This window comes from Affinundibacterium fentianense (genome assembly GCF_018139545.1).
In the GTDB taxonomy this organism is placed as follows: domain Bacteria; phylum Pseudomonadota; class Gammaproteobacteria; order Burkholderiales; family Burkholderiaceae_D; genus Undibacterium; species Undibacterium fentianense.
The window spans coordinates 61,196-80,498 of the sequence record NZ_JAGSPJ010000003.1; the positions used below are offsets into that span (position 1 = coordinate 61,196).

The window sequence follows — 19,303 nt, forward strand, 5'->3', positions numbered from 1 at the left end:
TAGTCGTTGAATTAGAAATTTGACTTCATTATTGAGGAAAAAAATGAATACGAACTTGAATAGAAATAAATCGACATTGGCTCATAGTTTCGGTGTGCTGTTGATGAGCTGCCTCTGTTTTTCAATCTTGCCTGTTTTTGCGGAAGAAAAGAATGCACCGCTTACCGATCAAAAAACACGCGAAAATACGCAATCAACGACTTCTGCAAACGAGTCGCCTACGAGAGGGCTGTTGTTCGAAATTAAATCTGGAAATCAGCGAGCCTATTTATTTGGATCGATCCATATCGCCAAAGCGGACTTTTATCCCATGTCTTCGAAAGTCGAAGCTGCATATCGTCAAGCTGATACGGTCGCGATAGAAGCAGACACTTCTGATACGCAAGCTGTACAAGCGATGATGCCAAAATTATCGTACCTAGCACCAGATAAATTAGAAAATCATTTGAGTTCCACCACATGGACGAGTCTCAAAGCCGTCTTTGGCCCAGCACTTGAACAGATGCAAGCGTACAAACCCTTTGTTGTTACTTCGGGATTAGCAGTTCAGATCGGCATGCAAATGGGTTATGAACCCAAGTATGGAATCGATCTGCATTTTATCCAACGTGCGAAAAGTGATAAAAAAGCTTTGGTTGAGTTAGAAAGTTTAGCATTTCAAGCCGATGTGCTTGGTGGACTGTCTGACGAGGAAGGTGACGCATTGCTTAGTTCGACAATCGAGTCTTTAAAGAAACAAGAGTTCCTGAGCGAGCTTGATCATATCGTCAAGGCCTGGAAAGCGGCGGATGCGGCTGCGATTGCAAAACTATTTGTCGATTCAGCGAATAAAGATCCAGCATCAAAAAAAATGATGAAAATGTTGATGGACGACCGCAATGAGGGCATGGCCGCGAAAATTAATCAATTGCTGGGTTCAGGAAAAAAATTATTTGTTGTGGTCGGCGCTGGGCATTTGGCGGGTGAAAAAAGTATTGTTGATTTACTGAGAAAACAAGGCATAGAAGTCAATCAGATTCGCTGATTCTCGCAATTTAATTGCTTGGAGTCGACTCCAGCAAGTGATTTTTCAATTGATCTCTATTTTTAATCAGCATAGAAAGTTTGTCAGGATAGCCTATGAACGCACCGATTCTCATTCAAGGATTGAGCAAGCAATTCAAGCCACAAAGAGTGTTGAAAAATCTCGATTGGGAAGTGGAGGCTGGCAGTATTGTTGGTCTCCTCGGACGCAATGGTGCAGGTAAATCTACCTTGATCGAGTGTATGTTAGGGTTGCGCGACGCCGATCATGGTAGCGAGATCCGATTGTTTGGTGAAGATGTTCGGCATCTCAGCGATATAAGTAAGTCCAAAATCGGCTACGTTCCCCAAAGTAGCGAATTATTTGATTGGCTTACGCCACGTCAGATGTTGAAATATTTTAAGGCAATGTATCCGCGTTGGAATGATGTGAAAGTCGAAAACTTGATGAGACGTTGGGACGTTCCCTATGACAAAGTCATCAGTCAGTTTTCAGGTGGGCAAAAACAGCGTTTGTCGATAATCCGAGCGCTCGCCCACGAACCTGCTTTATTGATTCTTGACGAACCGGTGGCTAGTCTTGATCCTGCTGGTCGTCGCGATTTTTTACGTGAAATTGTTGATAGTGTGATCGATCAACAAACCACTATTGTTTTCTCGACGCACATCTTATCGGATCTTGAACGCGTTGCAATGAAGGTGGCATTCCTTGCGAACGGTCGTATCGTTCATCAACAGATGTTAGACGACTTGATGGAAGTTAGTTTGCAAATTAGTGGACCATCGTCCATCGTCAATCAACTTGGGCCACATAAAGTCTTACATGCGGAAACTAAACATGACGGCTATACCCGCCTTTTGGGTCAATGGACAGAACAGCAATGCATGAGTTTAAAAGCGCGCACGGACCTAAAGGTCGAGCGTCTCAGTTTGGAAGATTTATTTATTGAAATGACCAAGTAAATACTGCTGTCAAATCTGAAAAAAATGGTGCGTGCAAACTCGGATAGACGTCAAAAACTGACTTTGTAAAGTTCGTCTAATGGACGTGAATAGGTAAATTGAGCGTAGGACATGCGTAGGAGGAATCTCGAATTGAATAAAATTTTTAATATTTGGATGCAACCCGTTTATGCGCGCTTTAATATTGAAAATACCAAATGGCTTTGGTTGATTCTCGCATTTTTTCCAATCTCCTCTCAGCTTGTTGCTTTGCTTATTGAGTTGCCTAAGGCTGATCGCTTTCATTGGCAAACTTTTGCAGGAGCATTGGGATTGAGTTTGCTAATTTTGTTGGTTTTACTCTCGTATGTTTGGTTTGTGATGTTGGTACAGAACATTGGAATTCAATTCTCTCCAGCAAACGCGAATTTGATTCCACGCTTGCGATCCACTTTGCAAATCGCGATCGCGCTTCCTATCATAGTCTTTGCATTCTGCGGCATGCTGGCGAGTTGGATTGTCACCAAACAATTTTCAATGCTACCTGCATTTGTGTGCGTCATTGTGAGTGTGTTTTTCTTGTTGATTGTGCGAACGCAATGGGCGGTAATTCCGATGGTCATGTGCTTTCAGGTTCCCACCTTGCTGGTTCGCTCTGGTGTGAAAGATTTAGATAAGCAACTTGAACAGATTTTTCATCTGCCGATTGATTTGTTGCTTTTGTTGTTCTCCGTTTTAATTGTGATCTTTTCACTCCGTTGGATTTTTGTGGTTCGTGATGCCAAACTCTATAAAATGTATCAGCGAACCGTTGCATTTCGTCATGGACTGGCGGGTGGACGTGTGTCTGAAACCTCGGGAATGAGAATGTTTTCGAATCCCTATTTGTGGTGGATGAAGCAAAGAGTGCGGCGAGTTTTTACGCAGAAAGACGGTGCCGATCAGTCTCACTTTGGTGCTTCTGCGATGAAGTTAAGTGCATTTGTATTGGGGCCAAGATTACATTGGACAACCATTTCAGCGCAATTGATTGCAATGATAGTGACCGGATTGTTTGCGATGTATTTGATGCGAGTTTTCTCCAGCGAAAGTAGTGTTGATTTTATGACTGGATTCGGCTTGGGATTTGGTGCGATCGTTTTGATCTTGCAGTGTTTGCTGTTTAGTATGCAATTGCCGCATGTGTTGTATCAGACACGGATTGAACAAGGATTAATTTCTTTGACGCCAGCGGTCACCGATCTACGTCGTTTTGATCGTCTCTTACGTACTTTCCTATTGCGGCAATTTCTTGTTCTATTTGGTATTAGTTGTCTCACCTCGGCATTTTTGATTGGACGTGGAACGGGACTTAGTTTGCGATCTGCGATCGTTATTTTGTTACTGAGCGCGATATTCCCGATGATCATGGGAATTGCACGCAATCACAGCAAAATGCGTAGCGCGAATGATCATCCATTGCTGGTAATCATCTTGACTTCGTTAGGAATATTTGGGCTTTGTGCTTGTTCTCTCTTTTTGCTTCCTTTGAGCATGGCGCTATTCTATGCAGGGCTAATCGTCTTGGTGACGACATATTATTTTGTGCGACGTCTACGCACATTTGACCTACATCCTGGCTTCCCTATTGGGCGTTCTGTTTGAAGTAACAAACGCTGCTGATACAAACCATTCGGTGTTGGATTTATTGCGGCCTTGGGTGCGATGAACTACTCTATGAATTCAGCGATGAGACTAACGAGTTCTGTCCCGTAGCTTTCCAGTTTTTTCGCACCTACACCTGAGACGCCGCGTAAATCGTCTAAGCTGCGCGGTTTTGCTCTTGCGATTTCTCGTAAGGTTGTGTCATGAAAAATAATGAATGCTGCCGTATTGTGTGCTTTAGCAGTTTCAACACGCCACCAACGCAAACGCTCGAAGATCGCTTGTTCTTGATCATTTAAGTTCGTTTCACTGAAGTCTCTAGCGGACTGGCGTTTATGCTTCACTGCTTTGTCAGCCTTTTTATATTGCCGCAGCTGTATTCGCGTTTCACCGCGCAAGACCGGGCGCGAATTTTCTGTTAGCTTTAACGAACTAAAGTTGTCATAGTCGACGCTGACTAAGCCTAGTGCGATTAATTGCCGGAGGAGTGCGCGCCATTCTGCTTCGCTTTTATCTGATCCAATTCCGAAAGTCGATAGTTGATCATGCCGCCATTGTTTTACGCGATCGGTATCAATTCCACGAATAACATCGATCACGTGTCCGGCTGCAAATCGTTGATCGACACGATAGATTGTTGAAAGGATTTTTTGCGCCGCAATCGTGCCGTCAAAAGAAATCGGTGGGGACAGACAAGTGTCACAGTTACCGCAAGGCTCTGATTCTTGTCCAAAATAGTCCAATATATGGACGCGTCGGCAATTTAGTGTTTCGCAGAGTCCTAGCATCGCATCAAGCTTGGCACCTTGTACACGTTTAAACGTTTCGTTGGCTTCGGATTCGTCAATCATTCGACGTTGTTGCACAACGTCTTGTAGACCATATGCCATCCAGGCATTGGCATTGGCGCCGTCTCGACCAGCTCGCCCTGTTTCTTGATAGTAGCCTTCAATACTTTTTGGTAAGTCCAAGTGTGCTACAAAGCGCACATCAGGTTTGTCTATTCCCATTCCAAAGGCGATTGTGGCCGTCATGACGATGCCGTCTTCGCGCAGAAATCGTGCTTGATTTCTGCTTCGGTCAGCTTGTTCCATTCCAGCATGATAGGGCAGCGCTGTAATGCCGTTTTCCTTGAGAAACTCTGCCGTTTCCTCGACTTTTTTTCGTGATAAACAATAGACGATACCGGCATCTCCAGCGTGTTGTGCCTGAATAAAGTCGAGCAGTTGCTTTCTACCGTTTGCCTTTTCGACGATTTGATAGCGGATATTCGGACGGTCGAATGACGCGACGAACTGCATCGCGTTTTCAAGTTGCAAACGATGGATGATTTCATCGCGTGTCTGTTGATCGGCCGTGGCAGTGAGTGCGATTCTCGGTATCGATGGAAAGCGTTCGTGAAGAACGGAAAGTTTGATGTATTCGGGGCGAAAGTCGTGACCCCATTGCGATACACAGTGTGCCTCGTCGATCGCAAACAGCGCAATCGGAGTGACACTGAGCAACTCTAAGCAACGCTGCGTCATAAGCCGTTCAGGCGCGATATAAACTAAGTCGATTTCACCATTGCGCATTAATTTTTCAATGCGGAGCGCTTCGTCGAAACTTTGCGTCGAATTCAGAAAAGCTGCCCGCACACCCACTTCAGCTAAGGCGTCGACTTGATCCTGCATTAAGGCGATGAGTGGTGAAACTACAATCCCCACACCATGCCTAATCAACGCTGGAATTTGGTAGCATAAAGATTTTCCACCGCCAGTCGGCATTAAGACCAATGCATCGCCACCTCGTACGACGTGATCGACGATTTGCCCTTGCTGTGAACGAAATGCGGGATAGCCGAATACAGTTTGCAACAAGTGCAGGGCTTGAGTTTGAGCGGAGCTTAGGTTTGACTGCATAGCGTCTAGTCGATTACTCGGCCCAACTAATGACACCAGTGTAAGCAGTCAGTAAAATCATACAGCCAAAGGCAATCCTGTACCACGCAAAGGCATTAAAACTGTGGGTACTCACATATTTTAGTAGCCAACGTACGCAGAAAAAAGCAGAAATAAATGCTGCAAGGGTACCCAAGCCAAACATTGGAATATCTTGAACCGAAAGCTCACTGCGTGCTTTGTATAATGAATAGATGGTTGCGCCCAGCAATGTAGGAATCGCCAAAAAGAAAGAGAACTCTGTGGCGGCTTTGCGTGACATGCCAAACCACATTGCCCCAATGATCGATGCGCCCGAACGACTTGTGCCTGGAATTAAGGCCAACGATTGCGCAAGTCCAATTTTAAATGCATCGATTAAACGCATATCATCGACTGTCTCAATTTGTGGCGGACGAACTTGCAAGTTTTGGCGGTGTTTGCGTTCGGTCCAAAGTATGAATATGCCGCCTAGGATGAGTGCAGCCGCAACGGGTTCAGGTTTGAATAAATGGGCCTTAATTTGCTTACTAAAAAGTAGACCTAGGATTGCGGCTGGAAGAAATGCAATTGACACGTGCAGGGCAAATCGTTGTGCGGTAACGTCGGTGGTGAGGCCGCGTAGCACCTGTGCGATGCGTGAACGATATTCCCAGCAAACTGCAAAAATTGCGCCCGCTTGAATCACAATCTCAAAAACCTTGATTTTCTCGCCGGTAAAATTTAGCAAGCTACCGGCCAAAATAAGATGACCCGTCGATGAAATTGGCAAAAACTCTGTCAACCCTTCGACGATACCCATGATGATAATTTTGATTGCAAGAGTGAAATCCATAGTTCGAGTGTAAGCAGTAGATCAACTAATAAAAAATAAGGGACGAAGCTTATCACGCATGTCCCCGAATTGCGCCGAAAACGTTAAGGATAAATTCTTAATTTTCCGCCATTTTTGTTCGATCTAAAAACGTCGCCTGTGGTGCGGTCTCTGCCTCCAGTTTTGCTAACCAATGCAGTGCGTACTCACGCGTCTCCCCGCACATTTCTACGGAAGCTTGTAGGCCTGAGCAACAACTTGGTCGATTTGCTTGCGCAAAGATCGCACAACGAAGTTCCGAAGTGAGTTGCGTGCAAGCAATGCCTGCTGGTTTGCCATTTGGCATTCCAGGCAGGGGACTGGATAGGGAGGGAGCAATGCAGCAGGCCGCACAACCTGGGCGACAATTCATGTGAAATATTTATAAAATTCAAAGGCTTATTTTAGCTGCTTTCATCAGTTCGAGGCATGCGAATTGTTGATTGCTTGACCAAATGCAAGCAAAGCTTTACATTAATGACTCACGAGTAAGTTAATTTTTGGATTGTTTGTTGTTATGATGTCATGTCCATTTAAGCCACGATGGGAGCGACGTAAAGATGCGCGACCACAAGAGCTGCTAAGTGCGGCTTTGGATCATTTTGTTGCGCGCGGATTCGCTGCGACGAGGTTGGACGATGTTGCAAAATCTGCAGGCGTCTCGAAGGGCACCTTATATTTATATTTTTGTAGCAAAGAAGAGTTGTTCAAAGCTGTCGTGCGCGAGTCGATCGTACCATTGCTAGGTGAAGCCGAGGGCGTTATCGAGCAATTCGAAGGATCTAGTGAGGAGTTGTTTCGTCTCGTGATGACCACATGGTGGGACAGCATAGGCGCGTCGAAATTGTCTGGTTTGCCAAAGTTGATGTTGGCGGAGGCAGGTAACTTTCCCGAATTGGCTCGATTCTACCAAGAGGAAGTCGTTGATCGGGGCGAGAAGCTTGTGACCACAATGTTGCGTCGCGGCATTTCCCGCGGTGAAATTCGGGATATGGATTTGACGATTGCTCCCAAAATTTTGGTGTCCCCAATCATCATGATGATGATGTGGAAACATTCAAATGGTGTTTGCCAAGTCGAACCCGACAAGCTTGGCTCGTTCTTAGACTTTTATATTGATATGGCGCTACGAGGAATTTTGCTTCCGACAAATGAGGGTCAATTGGAACCCACAATGGTAAAGTAGTGCGATTCTTTGGTTTCAATCAAGCAATTCTCAAATTTTTTTGCTTTGAATTGGAAATAAGTCGTAAAACACAGGTTTCACTGTTCATTTTGAGAAACGCTTTGATAAAATGAGGGTTTAACCTTTGTCACGCCAGTGAACAAATGATTGAACTGATGCTTTACCCTAATTTAATGCAACGAGAAACTGATATGAACATCGAACAAGCCCGTTTTAACATGATCGAACAGCAAATTCGTCCAACTAATGTGAGTGCGCCCGAAGTGCTGGAGTTGCTCGGTGTAGTGAAACGAGAAAATTTCTTCCCGGCTGGGCAGAAAAGTTTAGCTTTCTTCGATACGGGTTTGCCATTGGCGGCGGGGATTGTCTCTTTGAGCCCTAAATTGGAAGCCCGTATTGTGCAAGATGTGGCAGCAAAGAAAACGGAATCGGTGCTGGTAGTCGGTGCTGATAGCGGTTATTTAGCGGCACTACTAGCCCATCAGGCTCGACATGTTACTGTGTTGGAGGCTGTAGCTGAAGTAAAGACTTTGGCTCAAACGAATCTAAGCCAAAATGGAATCGTCAACGTTGATGTGCAATGGGGCGACGCACTGGAAAGTAGCCAATTTGCGACCTTTGACGTGATTGTTGTGACTGGTTCCCTAGAAACGGTTCCAACTAATTTGCAAGAGCAATTAAACGTTGGTGGACGATTGTTTGTCATTGTCGGAAAAGCACCCGTCATGACGGCGCAATTAATTACACGTGAATCCGAATTGTTTTTTAATACAAAGTCTTTGTTTGAAACAGTCATTCCAGCGTTGTCTCAAGTCAAGCCAATGTCAACGTTCACATTGTAATTTAACTTATAATTCAAGAAGATAATTAAATATGCAACACATTTCTGCACTAGAATTGGCGGCTAGGCTTGAAGATTCGTCAAAAAAAGCGCCATTTTTACTGGATGTGCGGGAACCTTGGGAGTTTGACACTTGTCATATTTCTCAAGCATGTTTGATGCCGATGCATAGCGTTCCTATGCGTTTAGATGAATTAGACCGTGACGCAGAGATTGTCTGTATCTGCCATCACGGCGGACGTAGTATGCAAGTAGCTAATTTCCTCGAGAGAAATGGCTTTGATCAAATCATTAATTTGACCGGTGGTATGCACGCGTGGGCATTGCAAGTTGATACTTCGATGCCTACATATTAGAGTCGTCTTTAGTGGTGCTAAGGATCTCTGTGTGAGTGATTTGTCGTCGTTGTGACAGGACGGATGGTCTTGGAGCGCGACATTTTAAATTTTTTCGGAGCATTTTATGCGTAAATCTATTATCGCTACTTTCATTGCGACCGCGTTTATTTCCTTGAATGCTGGTGCTAGCGATTTGCTGCAAATTTATAAAGAGGCATTGGTGAATGATGCCCAATTCAGTGCGGCACGGGCGGCAAAGCTGGCGGGTCAAGAGCGTTCGGTTCAAGGGCGAGCTGGGCTGTTACCAAGCCTTGGTTTGAGTGCTGGCGTCACAAAGACACATACTGAGTTTGATCCTGATTCAGGGCCGACCATTAGTGGGAGTTCGACAGGGCGATCAATGACGTTGGCATTAAGTCAGACTTTGTTCAATATGGCGACATGGGAAAATTACGAACAGTCCAAATTGGCAGTCGTAGCAACTGATCTTCAATTTGCTGCGGCTCAGCAAGATTTGATGTTGCGCGTAAGTCAAGCGTATTTTGATGTTTTGGCAGCACAAAACACATTGAAAACATTGCAAGCACAAAAGATTGCGGTGGCTGAGCAATTGGCATCTGCCAAGCGCAATTTTGAAGTCGGTACCCAAACCATTACGGATACACACGAGGCTCAATCGCAATATGATTTAATTATTGCGCAAGAACTCGCTGGTCAAGGTGATCTTGATGTGAAACGCGCTGCATTACGCCAAATTATCGGAAAAGATGCAGGCGATTTAGCGATATTGAAGGATGGTGTGCAGTTAAGTGCTCCAGTTCCTGCGGTTTTAAATGACTGGGTTAGTTCAGCGGAAAAACAAAATTTTAGTGTAGCAGCGTCAGAAGTTTCCTTGGAAGTTGCAAAACGTGAGATTAAGAAGAGTCGTGCCGGTCATTTGCCAACAGTGGATTTCTCTGCGACGACGGGCCGTAGCAATGGCTCTGCAACGGCAACAACACCAGGTGGAGTGACAAAGCCTACCACTTTGGGGGTGACATTAAAGTTCCCCATCTTCACTGGATTTGCCACTGACAGTCGCGTTCGTGAAACGATCGCCTTAGAAGATAAGGCCCGCAATGACTTAGAAAATTCTCGTCGAGTTGCTGCGCAAGCGGCGCGTCAATCATTTATCGGTGTGGTGAGTGGCCTGGCGCAAATTAAAGCTTTTGAAGCAGCGGAAATATCTAGTCAATCGGCTTTGGATTCAACCAAATTGGGTTATCAGGTTGGCGTGCGTATTAACATTGATGTGTTGAACGCGCAGCAAAAACTGTCGAATACGCGTCAAAGTTTGGCCAAGGCTCGCTACGATTCTATTCTCAATGGATTGCGTTTAAAAGCTGCTGCTGGAACTTTGAAAGAAACTGACTTGGTGGAAGTGAATGCATTGTTGACGCAATGAGTCTAGTCATTTTTCATAAAAAAACCCGCGTTGCGGGTTTTTTTATTTGTTCAATGCATTTTCTACCCACATGCACCAACGTAACCGCAAGACATGCAGCGTGAACAGCCATCAATTTTTTGCAAAGCGTAGGCGCCGCAGTCAGGGCATTTTTTACCTGTGGCGTTGTAATTCACTGGCGCAGAATCGGCTTCGAAAGCTAAATCTTCCATTCCATAAGCGAGTTGCTTGTTCTTGAATTTTTCAGCTAAGACGGTCATTGGTACTTGATTGCCACTCGCATCGAGGAAGCCACGCTTCATCAAGATGCGTTGAAGTGAATAACCAATTGCTGCGACTTCCGATTCGTGAAATAAAGGTGCTTGTGACCCATCATCTTTCGTGATCTTGCCACAACGAACCGTACCTTTATCCCACACAACTTCGCGCATATCGGCCAATGCTTTTGCAATGGATCCACCCGACCGTGCTGCCATGGAGAGCAGACGCATACTCGCTGATATCCACTGTTGGCCGTCATTTTTTTGTCCAGCAGGCATAAAGAACTCAAAGGGGCGCTCTATGGTTGCTTGCTCGCCGCCAATAATGCCTTGTACATGAATGAAGCTAACCGTTAGATAAACTGTTTTTTTGCCTTCATAAGTCATATATTGAACTTTTGAGGTTACCGACTCTAAATCTCCAAATGGACGACCATCAAACTGTTTTCGTAGTAAATCATCGTCAGGAATGACTTTTGGCGTAGGTGCAGTCGACTCTGTATTGACTGATAAAACACTGCCTAAAATATTGTTTGGACGATAGGTTGCCAATCCTTTGAGACCGGCACGCCAAGCATCCATATAGAGGTTTTGAAAATCTTCATATGGGTAATCGGCTGGTACGTTAACCGTTTTCGAGATCGCTGAATCTACGTAAGGCTGAACTGCCTGTAGCATTAGCATGTGATCATGGGCTGACATATCGAGCGCAGTGACAAATGCGGTTGGGAGTTGACTATCATTGGACACATCATGACCCAAATGGCGATACAGGCGCCACGCATGATCTGCTACTTCATAGATTTTATTGTCACCCGCGGCCATTCTCTTTTTCCTGTTATAGACCCAAGAAAAAGCAGGCTCAATGCCATTTGACGCATTGTCGGCGAATGCGAGCGTGATGGTTCCGGTTGGTGCAATCGATAGGAGATGAGAATTGCGCAATCCGTGTTGTGAAATCGCCTGCTGTAGATCAGCTGGGAGTCGTTGAGCAAAAGCGCCGTGAAGATACTGTTCGCTATCGAAAAGAGGAAATGTACCTTTTTCTTTGGCAAGATCTACTGAGGATTGGTATGCTGAATTACGCATTGCTTGCGCAATCGAACTGGCAAGCTCACGGCCTTTTTCAGAGCTATAGCGCACTCCTAGCATGATTAATGCGCTACCAAGACCAAGGAATCCAAGTCCCACGCGCCGCTTTGACATTGCTTCATCTCGTTGCTGTGGGAGTGGCCATGCGGTCGCATCGAGTACATTATCCAGCATTCTAGTAGCGACAGAGACGACCTCTTGGAATCCTTGCATATCAAAACTGGCAGCTTCCGTAAATGCAGCCTTGACGAAACGCGTTAAATTGATTGAGCCGAGACAACAGCAACCGTAGTCAGGCAATGGCTGTTCTCCACATGGATTCGTCGCTTCGATCGCTTCGCAATAATAAAGGTTGTTTTCCGCATTGATTCGTGACAAAAATAGGATGCCAGGCTCAGCGTGATCATAGGTTGATCGCATGACTTGATCCCATAAATCGCGCGCTTTTACTGTTTCATATACCCATAGCCCTTTTTCGTTTTGAATGGCACCTGCTTGTTGACGTTCCTCGCTAGGTTCTGCCTTATGAGAAAGCTCAAAATTTGTATCGTTTGCGACGGCCTCCATGAATTCGTCCGTGACACCGATCGAGATGTTGAAGTTAGTCAAACCACCTTTATCTTTGGCGTGGATAAATTCGAGAATGTCGGGATGGTCGCAACGCAGCACCCCCATTTGTGCGCCGCGTCTTGCACCTGCTGACTCAACGGTCGAGCATGATGCATTAAATACCTGCATAAATGATACGGGGCCCGATGCCCTAGAACGCGTCCCACGCACCAATGCATCTTTTGGTCGAATTGTCGAAAAGTCGTAACCTACACCGCCACCGCGTCGCATTGTTTCGGCCGCATCCGCTAAAGCAGCATAAATTCCGGGTTTGCCGTCGGTTGAGCTCGAGACGGAGTCGCCCACCGGTTGTACGAAGCAATTAATAAGTGTTGCATGTAAATCGAGGCCCGCTGCTGAATTAATTCTTCCTGCGGGAACGAAACCATTTTTTTGCGCCCACAGAAATTTTTCTTCATAGTAGGCTCGAAAATCAGGTGCTTCAACGCTAGCGAGCGCCTTCGCCACGCGACTCTGCACATCATGAATAGTTCTTTCGTCTCCTTTTGCGTATTTTTCTAATAGCACGTCAAGTGAGATTTCTTGTGGCAGCATATCGTTAATTCCTAGAATTTTTTCATTGGCGTTCATGCTAATTTCTTTGCGAATGTCGTAGACAAAAAGGGAGAGGTTAAAGAATTTTATCGATATTTTGACTGATAAATTTCAATTCATTATAGACCCCTAACGGCAATTTTCCTTGATAGCTCTCAATGCCTGTTGAATAAAAAAAACGGGTAGCTGCATTGTTTCTTTTGCATTCTTAAGAAATCTACTTACATAGAATGAAAATCTCGTCAGTTGAGATTGATCCGTTGTTATCATCAAGTTCGACATTTGCTGCTGCAAGATTGTTGTGTTTTTGGCTTTTTCCTGCGATGCGTTTTAGTTGGACGTAATTCGACTTTGAACATTTCATCGCCATTTGATTTAACTTAAGAAATTAAGCTTGTTCATCCGCTGCCTTTGATTTACTTAAGAATGATTCTCGTTTATAGTTTTAACTTGAACGAGAGATTTTTATCAGAGCACGTATGACAACTATCAATGACACGACAATAATTGCAGCAATGTCAACTAATTTATCAGCAGCGTCGACTTGTGGAAGAGTAAGTCTCTCGACCAACACGAAGAGTTTGGCTGAGATTGCGGTCGGAGAATATGGTACGGTGAGCCATTTGCAAGCGCCCGATGAGATGCAGGAATGGGCGACACAGTTGGAAGATCTCGGCTTTATTGTCGGAGAACCCGTTACTTTGATGGCAAGAGGTGCATTTGGTGGTGATCCACTCGTTATACGGATCGGACTATCAACGTTTGCGTTGCGTAAAGCAGAAGCGGCATGTGTGATTGTGCAAGTTGATTCATCTATGCATGACCGGCCTGCGAGAGTCGCTGCATGAGCCAGATTAAACCTGCGATTGTTCACTTCCATGCAACTGGGCCTTTAGTTGCGCTCGTCGGCAATCCAAATTGCGGAAAGACCGCCTTATTTAATCTGCTTACCGAAAGCAAACAAAAAGTTGCAAATTATGCTGGCGTCACGGTCGAGCGCAAAGAGGGGCGCCTCAAGACCAACTCTGGAAAGAGCTTGCGTGTATTGGATTTGCCGGGCACCTACAGTTTGCACCCACGTTCGCCAGATGAGCGTGTAACACACGATGTGTTATTCGGTAATGCAATTGGGGAAAAACGCCCTGATTTTATTGTTTGTGTTGTCGATGCGACCAATTTACGACGTGGGCTACGCTTAGTGATCGCGGTGCAGCGTTTGGGTATTCCTTGTATCGTTGCGTTAAACATGACGGATATGGCGGAGCAACGTGGTTTGCGAATCGATGAGCAAGCCTTATCCGTTGAGTTAGGCATCCCAGTCGTAAGGACAGTGGGGATAAAACAAGGCGGTGACCAAGCATTAAAATCAATGCTCGACCTACTTCTAAATCAACAAAATCGCCAAGTTGAAACGGTCTCTAACAGTGATTTGGCAGGGCAATCGCACACTGACTTAGACCATGAAAAAGTTCGTCAAATCCTTGCTAAATTAGGCTTAGATGAAATTATTCCCCATAATGTCAGCGATAAGATTGATCGGATTGTGTTGCATCCAATTTTCGGCCCAGCTTTGCTCGCGTTGATTTTATTTTTAGTTTTTCAGGCTGTTTTTGCGTGGGCAACGCTCCCGATGGATTTAATTAAAGCTGGCACGGAATGGCTGGCAACAACGGTTTCGTCGAGTTTGCCAGATGGTTGGGTTCAGAGTTTGATTGTGAATGGCATCATTGCAGGTGCTGGTGGGGTAGTGGTTTTTCTACCTCAAATTTTGATTTTGTTCTTTTTTATTTTAATTTTGGAAGAGTCTGGATACCTACCTAGAGCGGCGTTCCTATTGGATCGATTAATGGGAAGTGTCGGTCTATCTGGACGTTCGTTTATTCCTTTGTTATCGAGTTTTGCCTGTGCAATTCCAGGAATTATGGCAGCGCGAACGATTGCTAATTCACGAGATCGACTAGTCACGATCATGATTGCGCCTCTGATGACATGTTCAGCGCGTTTGCCAGTTTATGCGCTCTTGATCGGCGCATTTATTCCCTCGCGCCAAGTGATGGGCGTGTTTGAGTTGCAAGGCTTGGTTTTATTTGCCTTGTATTGTGCAGGAATTGTTGGCGCATTGATTGTCGCGTGGATACTTAAACGTTTTACGGCACAAGGTCAGATTCGTACCTTAATGATGGAATTGCCGAGCTATCACTTACCCACGTTTCGCAATGTTCTGACAGGCTTAAAACAGCGCGTTGTAATTTTTATGAGCCGCGTGGGTGGCATTATTATGCTGTTGACGATTGTTTTGTGGGTGCTGGCAAGCTATCCGAGTGCGCCTGTAGGGGCAACGGGGATGCCGATTGAATATAGTTTTGCAGGGTACATTGGCAAAGCCTTGGCTTATGTTTTTGAACCCATCGGCTTTAACTGGCAAATTAGTATTGCTTTGGTGCCTGGAATGGCAGCGCGAGAAGTTGCGGTTAGTTCTCTTGGAACTGTATATGCATTAGCTGCTTCTGGAAGTGATACAGCGGACGCACTTGCTCCGATTATTGCGCATCAATGGAGTCTGGCAACGGCGCTATCTTTGTTAGCGTGGTATGTTTTTGCGCCGCAATGTATCTCGACATTGGCAACCGTTAAGCGTGAAACGGGTGGTTGGAGAATGCCGATCATTATGATGCTTTATTTGTTCGGACTCGCGTATTTAGCTGCATTTCTAACATATCGAATTGCTCTCGCTTGTGGTCTAGGTTAATTCGATTGAATTGATTTAGCCAATATCCAATTGTGCGAGATGGTCTAATATACCTGACCATCCTTGCGTGACGCTTTCTCTGTATTCCATCCATACACCATCGTGGATCAAATTTAGCTCGCAGCCAGTTTGCGACGATCGAATTGAGATTGTGACGTAGGTTGCTGGAAAGGGGTTTCCGCCAAAGCTAAAGCGTAATCGTGAGGGGCGGATAATTTCAAGATATTCTCCAATATGAATTGCATCCTCACCATTCCGTGATTCAACGATACAAAATTGTCCCCCGACTCGTGCATCTATTTCTACTTTCTTCATGACACCTGTTGGTGTGACAAATAAGAATTTACCGGCTTTTTTAGGATCGAGCCAAGCATCAAAAATTGTATTCGCGGACATATTGAACTGACGACTCACATTTACTGTGCAAGTGGGTTTATCAGACATTGATCAAATTCCTTTCAGTCACTGTGAGCGGAGCAACAATTTTATGATGGGATTTTCGGCTTGTGAGGTTCCAGATGAAGAAACGAGTGCGCCAAGCCTTGGTCAAATATTGACATTGAATGCGTGCGAGTGCAAATAATCGAACAATCAAACTTGATTCAAACTTGATTGTGAGATAGGGCGATTAATTTAATATTTCTTCGATGACCTCGAAATACGATAGCGATTCAATGACCATATCGGAAGACTTGATTCAGGTCTGCTTGAATGGGGATCCGAGCAAGAAAAAAACCATCCGATGTTGCTGGATGGTTTTTTATTTTGGTGGAGACGGCGGGAATCGAACCCGCGTCCAGAAGCACTCTACAGACAGTTCTACATACTTAGTGCTGCCATTTAATTTAACCTAAGCGACGCGGACGCACACGCTGCGTTTAGGCGAGTTACCTATTATTTAGGCCTGAATTAAGTAACCCAATTCAAGACGATTCCCTATAAATGACTCTATGCTGTTTCCAGCCCGCCCTAGGGAAGAAGCGGTTAAGAGTTAGCAAGCAATTAAGCTGCTAATGCGTACGAGTTATCGTTTGCAGTTATATAGTTCTGATTGTATTTACGAGGTAGTCAGGCCTCGGTATGCCCTGCGCTGCTTTGCAACCCCTGTCGAAACCAGGTCGTCCCCAAAGCAATTAACAGTATACTCTATATAAAGCAAGTGATCCAAATTTCAAGTCACGATTAAATGATTGAATTGTCTTGGTCACACAATTATGCAGCTTTGGACTGCGATAATTTTCCTTTGATGAGTTCAAGAAGTTCTAATGGTGTATCGAGAATTGCGTCCGCTTTCCAGTGGGTCGGTTCGGTAGCACCACAATAACCCCATGCGGCAGCAACACTGGTCATTCCAGCTGCTTTGGCAGATAGGATATCTCTCTGATCGTCGCCAACATACCAACACTCGGCCGGTGTGATTTGTAAGCGACGTGCTGCTTCGAAGAGCGGCTCTGGATGAGGTTTTGCAAATGGTGTCGTGTCACCCGAAACGACACAATCCGCATCGTTTAGACGAATGAGCGGTACAAGTTGGTCAGTCAATTTTGCCGCTTTATTCGTTACTATACCCCATTGCAAGTGTAGAGATCTGAGTCCAGCTAGCAGCTCTATTACTCCTGGGAATAACGTGCTATGAGTTGCAATAGAATTTTCGTAATTCTCTATAAATTCGAGTCGCATCGATTCGTAATTGGGATTATCGGCTTGGACTTGGAATCCAGCACCGATTAGTCCGCGCGCACCTGCTGACGCGAAAGGTCGTAGGCTCAAGTAGGGCGCTGGATCTAGGCCGCGTCTGGTGCGCATTAAATTAACCGCGGCTGCAAGATCGGGTGATGTGTCAGCAAGCGTGCCGTCTAAATCAAATAGAATTGCTTTTGGAGTAATCATGGGCGAGTACAAGCGACCAAATAATTGACGCTGGTGTCTGAGTTGAGAGAATAAATTTGGGTGAGTGGGTTGTAGCTCATTCCTTTCATTGCATCAACAATGAGCCCAGCGTTGCGGATGTCCTGAGTAAGTTCTGCGGGCGTGATGAATTTTTCGTAATCGTGAGTGCCCTTTGGAAGCATCTGTAATACGTATTCGGCCCCAATAATAGCGAACAGATAGGCTTTAGGATTGCGATTGATCGTTGAGAAAAAGACTTTGCCACCTGGTTTTACCAAGCGTGCGCATGCTTTAATAATGGAGGCGGGGTCAGGAACGTGTTCCAACATTTCCATGCATGTGACAACGTCATATTGACCCGCTTCTTTTTCCGCAATCGATTCTGCTGCAATTTTCTCGTAGCGAACTTGAATTCCAGTCTCTAAACTGTGTAAATCCGCGACTTTCAATGCTTTGTCCGAAAGATCAATTCCCGTAACAAGCGCTTTGCGTTTTGCCATTGATTCAGCCAGGATGCCTCCGCCGCATCCAATATCGATCACTTTCTTTCCGGCAAGTGGCACGACATTGTTGATCCATTCAAGGCGGAGTGGGTTAATTTCATGAAGGGGTTTAAACTCGGAGCTGGGATCCCACCAGCGATGCGCGAGGTCGCTGAATTTCTGGATTTCAGAGGGGTCAACATTGCTTGGTATGGGTCTTGATTCGGTGCTTTGCATGGTTTTACCTTTGTTGCGCTGATAAAGTTGCGGCGAGTCAGCAATTTGAGTGTCTTTTCTTTTGATTACTTCAAAGTTGCATACATTTTAAAGTAAATGTGGGCGAGGCGTAAAAACCAAAGGACTTAATTCGAGTTTTTCGAATTAAGTTGGACTGGCAATAAAAAAACCCGCCGAAGCGGGCTTTTTCGTAAAGGTGAAATCGGATTACTTCGTAATTGTGCGAGTACCAACAACCTCGATCTCGACGCGACGGTTTTTCGCGCGGCCTTCTTTTGTTTTATTATCTGCAACCGGTTGCTTTTCACCTTTGCCTTCGGAGAAAACGCGTTTCGCGTCAATACCGCGGCTGATGATGTAAGCCTTGACAGCTTCTGAACGACGGATGGAAAGTTTTTGATTGTATTCGTCTGTACCAACAGAGTCAGTGTGACCGACCGCAACAATCACTTCCAAGTTCACATCTTTCAATTTCGATGTCATGTCATCGAGTTTGACTTTTGCTTCAGGTTTTAAGATTGCTTTGTCGAAATCAAAAAATGCATCAGCTGCAAATGTAACTTTTTCAGATGTTGGAACTGGGGCTGGAGCTGGTGCCGGTGGTGCTGGTGGAGGTGGTGGTGGAGCAACTGGTGCTGGCGGCGCTGGAGGTGCTGGTGGGACAATCGGCAAATCACATCCAGCAACAGCGTCAGCGGGTGTGTAGTAGCCAGTGCGCCAGCACAAACCGAATGGGTCACGAACGATAATGCCGCGCGCATCTTGTACGTATGCGCTGTATGGCGCGTTTGCTTTGATATCAGTAATCGTTTGTGCGCTTGCCGAAATAGAGGCAAACGCCGATGCTGCAATCGCGAGCTTGATTATAAGTTTCATATATTTTTCCTCGGTTGAGAATAAGCGCAGTGATGTGCGTTTAAATGATGCAAAAAGTATGTAAAAAAGTGCAAAGGTACAAAATGCTAATCTGTAACAATAGAATTTTATCACGAGCAAAGTGACAACAGTATGACTGTCATAGCAGAATTCTTCTAATTTTAAGTACAGTCTTGTGCAATGCATTAGATTCATTTTGCCACAAGTCCACCTAGGTGGATCAAAAGTCATGGCATGGCTAATTACAGCAAACTGATTGTGTCTTTTTTTGACAACAGCTTAAATGCTTCATGATTTAGTACAAATTCATGATCTTTTTGAAAATATTTGTGATGGCTTGATTGAGTGTAAGTCCGCATATTT

17 protein-coding genes and 1 other RNA gene are annotated in these 19,303 nt (G+C 45.1%); 9 read left to right on the plus strand and 9 right to left on the minus strand.

The window, feature by feature from the left end; genetic code table 11:
- The first annotated feature begins 43 nt into the window (after window positions 1-43).
- From KDM90_RS08035 to KDM90_RS08045, 3 genes are all read left to right on the plus strand, one after another.
- On the plus strand, window positions 44-1,024 hold the full coding sequence (locus KDM90_RS08035) for a TraB/GumN family protein (protein ID WP_212675099.1): 981 nt from the start codon (window positions 44-46) through the stop codon (window positions 1,022-1,024).
- A gap of 95 nt (window positions 1,025-1,119) precedes the next feature.
- Window positions 1,120-1,986: an ABC transporter ATP-binding protein gene (locus tag KDM90_RS08040; protein ID WP_212675100.1), complete on the plus strand. Its 867-nt coding sequence runs from the start codon at window positions 1,120-1,122 to the stop codon at window positions 1,984-1,986.
- Between the two features lie 132 nt (window positions 1,987-2,118).
- Complete coding sequence (locus KDM90_RS08045; protein WP_212675101.1) at window positions 2,119-3,609, plus strand: hypothetical protein; 1,491 nt, start codon at window positions 2,119-2,121, stop codon at window positions 3,607-3,609.
- A gap of 65 nt (window positions 3,610-3,674) precedes the next feature.
- On the opposite strand, the gene recQ is transcribed toward KDM90_RS08045, so the two are convergent.
- The 3 genes from recQ to KDM90_RS08060 form a co-directional block, all read right to left on the minus strand.
- On the minus strand, window positions 3,675-5,510 hold the full coding sequence (gene recQ, locus KDM90_RS08050) for a DNA helicase RecQ (RefSeq protein ID WP_212675102.1): 1,836 nt from the start codon (window positions 5,508-5,510) through the stop codon (window positions 3,675-3,677).
- 13 nt (window positions 5,511-5,523) lie between these two features.
- Window positions 5,524-6,363: an undecaprenyl-diphosphate phosphatase gene (locus tag KDM90_RS08055; RefSeq protein ID WP_212675103.1), complete on the minus strand. Its 840-nt coding sequence runs from the start codon at window positions 6,361-6,363 to the stop codon at window positions 5,524-5,526.
- 97 nt (window positions 6,364-6,460) lie between these two features.
- Entirely contained in the window at window positions 6,461-6,754 is a 294-nt protein-coding gene (locus KDM90_RS08060) for a YkgJ family cysteine cluster protein (protein ID WP_212675104.1), read from the minus strand.
- 144 nt (window positions 6,755-6,898) lie between these two features.
- Here KDM90_RS08060 and KDM90_RS08065 point away from each other — a divergent pair, with 144 nt between their 5' ends.
- The 4 genes from KDM90_RS08065 to KDM90_RS08080 all read left to right on the plus strand — a co-directional run bounded on the left by KDM90_RS08065 (window position 6,899) and on the right by KDM90_RS08080 (window position 10,190).
- Complete coding sequence (locus KDM90_RS08065; RefSeq protein ID WP_329605308.1) at window positions 6,899-7,567, plus strand: TetR/AcrR family transcriptional regulator; 669 nt, start codon at window positions 6,899-6,901, stop codon at window positions 7,565-7,567.
- 191 nt (window positions 7,568-7,758) lie between these two features.
- On the plus strand, window positions 7,759-8,409 hold the full coding sequence (locus tag KDM90_RS08070; RefSeq protein WP_212675105.1) for a protein-L-isoaspartate O-methyltransferase family protein: 651 nt from the start codon (window positions 7,759-7,761) through the stop codon (window positions 8,407-8,409).
- A 31-nt stretch (window positions 8,410-8,440) separates the two neighbouring features.
- Window positions 8,441-8,764 carry a rhodanese-like domain-containing protein gene (locus KDM90_RS08075; RefSeq protein ID WP_212675106.1) on the plus strand — a complete coding sequence of 108 codons (324 nt, stop codon included), beginning with the start codon at window positions 8,441-8,443 and terminating at the stop codon, window positions 8,762-8,764.
- A 106-nt stretch (window positions 8,765-8,870) separates the two neighbouring features.
- Window positions 8,871-10,190 (plus strand): TolC family outer membrane protein, encoded by a 1,320-nt coding sequence (locus KDM90_RS08080; RefSeq protein WP_212675107.1) that lies wholly within the window; start codon window positions 8,871-8,873, stop codon window positions 10,188-10,190.
- Between the two features lie 62 nt (window positions 10,191-10,252).
- On the opposite strand, the gene KDM90_RS08085 is transcribed toward KDM90_RS08080, so the two are convergent.
- Entirely contained in the window at window positions 10,253-12,742 is a 2,490-nt protein-coding gene (locus KDM90_RS08085) for an adenosylcobalamin-dependent ribonucleoside-diphosphate reductase (RefSeq protein ID WP_212675108.1), read from the minus strand.
- 443 nt (window positions 12,743-13,185) lie between these two features.
- On the opposite strand from KDM90_RS08085, the gene KDM90_RS08090 reads away from it, so the two are divergent.
- Complete coding sequence (locus tag KDM90_RS08090; RefSeq protein WP_212675109.1) at window positions 13,186-13,554, plus strand: FeoA family protein; 369 nt, start codon at window positions 13,186-13,188, stop codon at window positions 13,552-13,554.
- Complete coding sequence (gene feoB / locus KDM90_RS08095) at window positions 13,551-15,455, plus strand: ferrous iron transporter B (RefSeq protein WP_212675110.1); 1,905 nt, start codon at window positions 13,551-13,553, stop codon at window positions 15,453-15,455. Before KDM90_RS08090 ends, feoB begins: the two co-directional genes overlap by 4 nt.
- A 15-nt stretch (window positions 15,456-15,470) precedes the next feature.
- Here the strand turns inward: feoB and KDM90_RS08100 are convergent, their stop codons facing one another.
- The 5 genes from KDM90_RS08100 to ompA form a co-directional block, all read right to left on the minus strand.
- On the minus strand, window positions 15,471-15,899 hold the full coding sequence (locus KDM90_RS08100; protein ID WP_212675111.1) for an SRPBCC family protein: 429 nt from the start codon (window positions 15,897-15,899) through the stop codon (window positions 15,471-15,473).
- Window positions 15,900-16,221: 322 nt separating this feature from the next.
- Window positions 16,222-16,581: a transfer-messenger RNA gene (gene ssrA, locus KDM90_RS08105) on the minus strand.
- Window positions 16,582-16,667: 86 nt separating this feature from the next.
- The gene (locus tag KDM90_RS08110) at window positions 16,668-17,345 is read right to left on the minus strand and encodes an HAD family hydrolase (protein ID WP_212675112.1); all 678 of its coding nucleotides are present in this window, start codon (window positions 17,343-17,345) and stop codon (window positions 16,668-16,670) included.
- Window positions 17,342-18,064: a bifunctional 2-polyprenyl-6-hydroxyphenol methylase/3-demethylubiquinol 3-O-methyltransferase UbiG gene (ubiG, locus tag KDM90_RS08115; RefSeq protein ID WP_212675113.1), complete on the minus strand. Its 723-nt coding sequence runs from the start codon at window positions 18,062-18,064 to the stop codon at window positions 17,342-17,344. Before ubiG ends, KDM90_RS08110 begins: the two co-directional genes overlap by 4 nt.
- Window positions 18,065-18,271: 207 nt before the next feature.
- The gene (gene ompA / locus KDM90_RS08120; protein ID WP_212675114.1) at window positions 18,272-18,940 is read right to left on the minus strand and encodes an outer membrane protein OmpA; all 669 of its coding nucleotides are present in this window, start codon (window positions 18,938-18,940) and stop codon (window positions 18,272-18,274) included.
- Between the last annotated feature and the right edge of the window lie 363 nt (window positions 18,941-19,303).